At 65.6% G+C, this 4,367-nt stretch carries 5 protein-coding genes; 2 read left to right on the top strand and 3 right to left on the bottom strand.

From position 1 onward, the window contains the following. Together VGD20_RS01115 and VGD20_RS01110 are read right to left on the bottom strand one after the other, a co-directional pair. Nucleotides 1-813, bottom strand: an 813-nt coding sequence (locus VGD20_RS01115) for a TonB-dependent receptor (RefSeq protein WP_331132687.1), incomplete at its 3' end; no start/stop codon positions are given. Nucleotides 814-1,180: 367 nt separating this feature from the next. After that, the gene (locus VGD20_RS01110) at nucleotides 1,181-2,101 is read right to left on the bottom strand and encodes a LysR substrate-binding domain-containing protein (RefSeq protein ID WP_331132686.1); all 921 of its coding nucleotides are present in this window, start codon (nucleotides 2,099-2,101) and stop codon (nucleotides 1,181-1,183) included. A gap of 100 nt (nucleotides 2,102-2,201) precedes the next feature. Here VGD20_RS01110 and VGD20_RS01105 point away from each other — a divergent pair, with 100 nt between their 5' ends. Further along, the gene (locus tag VGD20_RS01105) at nucleotides 2,202-2,966 is read left to right on the top strand and encodes a phytanoyl-CoA dioxygenase family protein (RefSeq protein ID WP_331132688.1); all 765 of its coding nucleotides are present in this window, start codon (nucleotides 2,202-2,204) and stop codon (nucleotides 2,964-2,966) included. A gap of 25 nt (nucleotides 2,967-2,991) precedes the next feature. Next, the gene (locus VGD20_RS01100; RefSeq protein ID WP_331132685.1) at nucleotides 2,992-3,609 is read left to right on the top strand and encodes an NAD(P)H-dependent oxidoreductase; all 618 of its coding nucleotides are present in this window, start codon (nucleotides 2,992-2,994) and stop codon (nucleotides 3,607-3,609) included. Between the two features lie 2 nt (nucleotides 3,610-3,611). On the opposite strand, the gene VGD20_RS01095 is transcribed toward VGD20_RS01100, so the two are convergent. Beyond that, nucleotides 3,612-4,247, bottom strand: coding sequence for a benzoate/H(+) symporter BenE family transporter (locus VGD20_RS01095; RefSeq protein ID WP_331132684.1), 636 nt, complete (start codon nucleotides 4,245-4,247; stop codon nucleotides 3,612-3,614). Nucleotides 4,248-4,367: the final 120 nt, after the last annotated feature.

Below are 4,367 nucleotides of genomic sequence, written 5' to 3'. Positions count from 1 at the left end.
AACGGTGCCGATGCTGTCGGCATAGCCATTGTCGCTGTTCTTCGAATAATCGGCGATCAGCGTGAACTTCAGGTTGTCGGTCGGCTCGGCGATCAGCTTGCCGCGGACGCCCCAATGTTCGTAGCCGTTGACCTTGTGGTTGTTGAACACGTTGCGGGCGTTGCCGTCATATTGCGACCAGAAGCCGGTGAGCGAGGCGCGGACGCCGTCGCCGAGCGGGCCGCCGACACTGCCCTTGATGCGATATTCGTTGCCCTCGTACCAGGCGGCGTCGATGTAGCCGCCGAGCTCGTTGCCGGGCTCACGCGACACGATGTTGATCACGCCCGCGCTGGCATTCTTGCCGAACAGGCTGCCCTGCGGACCGCGCAGCACTTCGATGCGCTCGACGTCGAGGAAGTCCGACGTCTGCTGGCCCGTGCGTGCATAGACGACGCCGTCGATCACCGTCGAAACCGACGGCTCGACGCCCGACGAAAAGCTGATCGTGCCGACGCCGCGGATCGACAGCGCCGAATCCTTGTTGGTGTTGCCCTTGCGGAAAGTTAGCGTGGGCACGCGCTGGAACAATTGCTCGGCCGAATTGACGTTCGACCGCTCGAGTTGCGCACCCGATACGACCGAGATCGCAACCGGCACGTCCTGCAGATTCTGCTCGCGCTTCTGCGCAGTGACGATGATGTCGGTCGATGCAAAGGGCGCGTCGGCCTCGGCAGCGGCAGCGGTCTCCTGCGCCATGGCGGGTGCGGTGAATGCCGCGGCGCCCAGCGCCGACGACAGGAACAGACTCATCTTGAACGTCGAAAACTTCATTTCATCCTCCCCAAGGGGCCACAGCGGATCTGCGTCCGCTCGTGCGACGAGTAGGAGGCTCGGCACGCCCCCTAATATCTACTCATTCGATTGACAATATGATCAATCGGCCAGCCTAGGGATGACCTCTATTATCATTGCAGTCCAATCGAGAAATGTCGGCCTGTTATGTCCAAATGCTATGACTTGGGGAAGGGCCGCCAGCGACCGGAAGCTGCCGATAGGGATGTGCACCCCGGCGAAAGCCGGGGCCCAGAATTCTAACACGAACTAGCGTGTTACTTCACGGGCCCCGGCTTTCGCCGGGGTGCACAAAAGGGACAGCTCATCACCCCGAAACAGACAAAGCGCGACCTCGGGTGAACGCCTATCGCGACGTCACCACCCGCTTCACATGCGCGAGACATGCCGCGGTCTCGCGCTGCACATCCGCGTTCAGCCACGCGACGATCTCGGGCGTCGGCCCGATATCGGGCTCCAGCAACGCGAAATCGAGATACACCGGCGGGGAAATCGGCCGGACCGCGACGCCCAGGCGGTGAAAGCGCGGGGCGCTGAACGGTTCGGCGATCGTGACGCCCAGCCCGGCTTCGACGAAGGCGTATAATATCTGCGAATGCTGCGTCTCCAGCCGCCGCGATACGCTAATCCCGGATTCTTCCAGCGCGGTATCGATCCCGGTCCACAGCGCATCGGCCTCGTGCATTGGCCCGACAAACTCCTCGCCCGCGAGGTCGGCGATTTCCAGCCGCGCGCGTGCGGCGAGCGGGTGGTTGGCGGGCAGGATGCAGACATATTCGGCGCGTGCGAGCGGCGTCGACCTGATGCCCTCGCGCCCCTGCATATCGACCCCGACACCGAGGTCGGCCTGCCCCAGGAACACGCGCTCCTCGATCGCGCGCTGGCCGAGCGACTCGACGATGATCTTGATGTCGGGATAGAGGATGCGAAAGCGCGCGATCACTGCGGGAAGGATCGCCATCGCGATGGCGGCCAACGCCGCGATCCGCACCGTACCGACCGGATGCGCGCGAATACGCCGCGCTGCCTGGTCGAGCAGGTCGAGACCTGCATAGCTTCGCCGCACCGCTTCATACAGCGCCTGCGCCTGTGCGGTCGGGTGCACGCGCGCACCGCGCCGGTCGAACAGCCGGAATCCGACCGCGCGCTCCATGTCGGCGATCAGCCGGCTTACCGACGGCTGGCTGATATTCAGCATCGTCGCGGCGGCGGTAATGCCCCCGCTCATCATCACGGCGCGAAACGCCTCGACCTGTCTCATTCGCATCGGCCATAGTATAGACGTATGACCGGTGGATGCAATTCGATTGGATGCAATGGCCGATGCTGCGCTACGTGGCACCTTCGACAACATCGGGAGAGTGAAGATGGATTATGCGGCCCAGCGCGAACAATTCGCTACCGAAGGCTATGCGGTGTTCGAGCGCATCCTCGAAGGTCCGCTGCTCGACTTGCTCCGCGAGGAATGCGGCCGCGTCATCGACCGCGAGGACGCGCGCCTCGACAGCCTCGGCGTCGAAGTCGACGGCATCAGCCACAAGGGCAAGCGCTATTTCGCCGGCGAATGCCAGCGCCAGCAACCCGACCTGCGTACCATGTTGTTCAGCGAGACGATGGCCGACATCTGCCGCGCGACGCTCGGCGACGACGCCTATTTCTTCTATGACCAATATGTCGTGAAGGGCGCGAGCGAGGGCATGCCGTTCAGCTGGCACCAGGATTCGGGCTATGTCGTCGGTAACGGCGGCCCGGCCGATCACAAGCCCTATCTCACTTGCTGGTGCACGCTCGACGACACGACGGTCGCCAACGGTACGGTGCGGATCCTGCCCTTCTCGCAGGCACCCGAAACCCGCGACGGTATCGTCCCGCATATCCGCCAGCCGGGCAGCAACGATCTTGTCGGCTACACGGGCGATAGCGAGGGGGTGACGCTCGAGGTCCCCGCGGGCAGCGTCGTCGCTTTCTCCAGCCTCGCGCTCCATGCGACCGGATCGAATTCGACCCCGAACATGCGCCGCGTCTATCTCGCGCAATATTCGCCCGAGCCGATCCTCAACCCCGGCACCAACCACCTCCGCCGCAACGCGATCGCGTTCCTGCGCGGGGGGAGCCAGGTGACCTTTAACTGAGGCTCGGCAACCGACGGAGGATGCGATGTTCGAACGGCGCGTGATAACCAGACAGCCCCATATCGTCGGCCTCGGCGGCAACGCCACCCCCGGTGGTTCGGCCGAGCGCCTGCTCCGCCACGCGCTTGCGCGCTGCGAAGCGCAGGGGGCGGTGACGACCCTCCTTGCGGGCGAGGCGATCGATCTGCCGATGTACGCGCCGCACCGCAGCGAGCGATGTTCGAAAGCACAGGCGCTCATGGCGGCCCTGCGCGATGCCGACGGCATTATTGTGGCGTCGCCCGCCTATCACGGTACCGTGTCGGGGGTGGTCAAGAATGTCCTCGACTATGCGCAGGACCTCGCCGCCGATGCGCGGCCCTATTTCGATGGCCGCGCCGTCGGGCTGATCGCGGTCGCCGGGGGGTGGCAGGCGGCGGGTAGCACGCTCGCGACGCTGCGATCGATCACCCATGCGCTGCGCGGCTGGCCGACTCCGATGGCGGTCACGGCGAACAGCAGCCAGCCGCTGTTCGATCCGGACGGGCCCGTCGCAGATCCGGGCCTCCGGACCCAGCTCGACATCATGGCGGGGCAGGTGCTGACCTTCGCCCGCATGTCGGCCGCCTATGATGCCGCCGAACCGGTAACGCTGCAGGCCTAACTTCAGGCGCGTTTCAGCAACCGGCTTGCGGCAAGCGCAAGAAAACCGACCACCAGCCCCCAAAAGGCGGATCCGAGCCCGAACAGGGCCAGCCCCGAACCGGTGGCGAGGAAGGTCAGGATCGCCGGGTCGCGGTCGGCCTTTGCCGCCAGCATCGTTTCCATCGCGCCGAGCAGCGCCGGGATCAGCGCGACGCCGGTCAGCGCCGCGATCACCGTCGGCGGCAGCGCGAGAAAGAGGCGCACGAGCAGCGGCGAGAAGATCGCGAGCAGCAGATAGAAACCCGCGTAGAGCATGCCGACAGCCCAGCGCTTGCTGCGTTCGGGATGCGCTTCTTCGGCGGTGCAGATGGCGGCGGTGATCGCGGCGAGATTGACGCCGTGCGCGCCGAACGGCGCCGCCGCGAGCCAGGCGACGCCGGTGCCGAGGAGCAACGGCCGCGGTTCCGGGTCATAGCCGGCGCTGCGCAGCACGACGAGGCCGGGCAGGTTCTGCGACACGAGGGTGACCAGGAACAATGGCAGGGCGACGCTGAGGATCGCCGATATGTCGAAAACCGGCGCAACGGGGACGAGCGTGCCGAAGGTCGCGCCGGGGGGAAGCGATCCGATATCGCCGCGCAGCAGGGTGAGCGCCATGCCGGCGGCGAAAGAGAAGGCGGCGGCGCTGGCTCGGCTGGGCAAGCTGAAGGAGCAGCTCGCAGCGAAGCCGATCGCGTTCGCTCGAAGCGAGCTGCGCGAAGGGCTCGAGCTCGAGGT

The sequence above is a fragment of the Sphingopyxis sp. genome (assembly GCF_036402335.1).
Lineage (GTDB): Bacteria > Pseudomonadota > Alphaproteobacteria > Sphingomonadales > Sphingomonadaceae > Sphingopyxis.
This window is presented reverse-complemented; position numbering and strand designations above follow the sequence as displayed.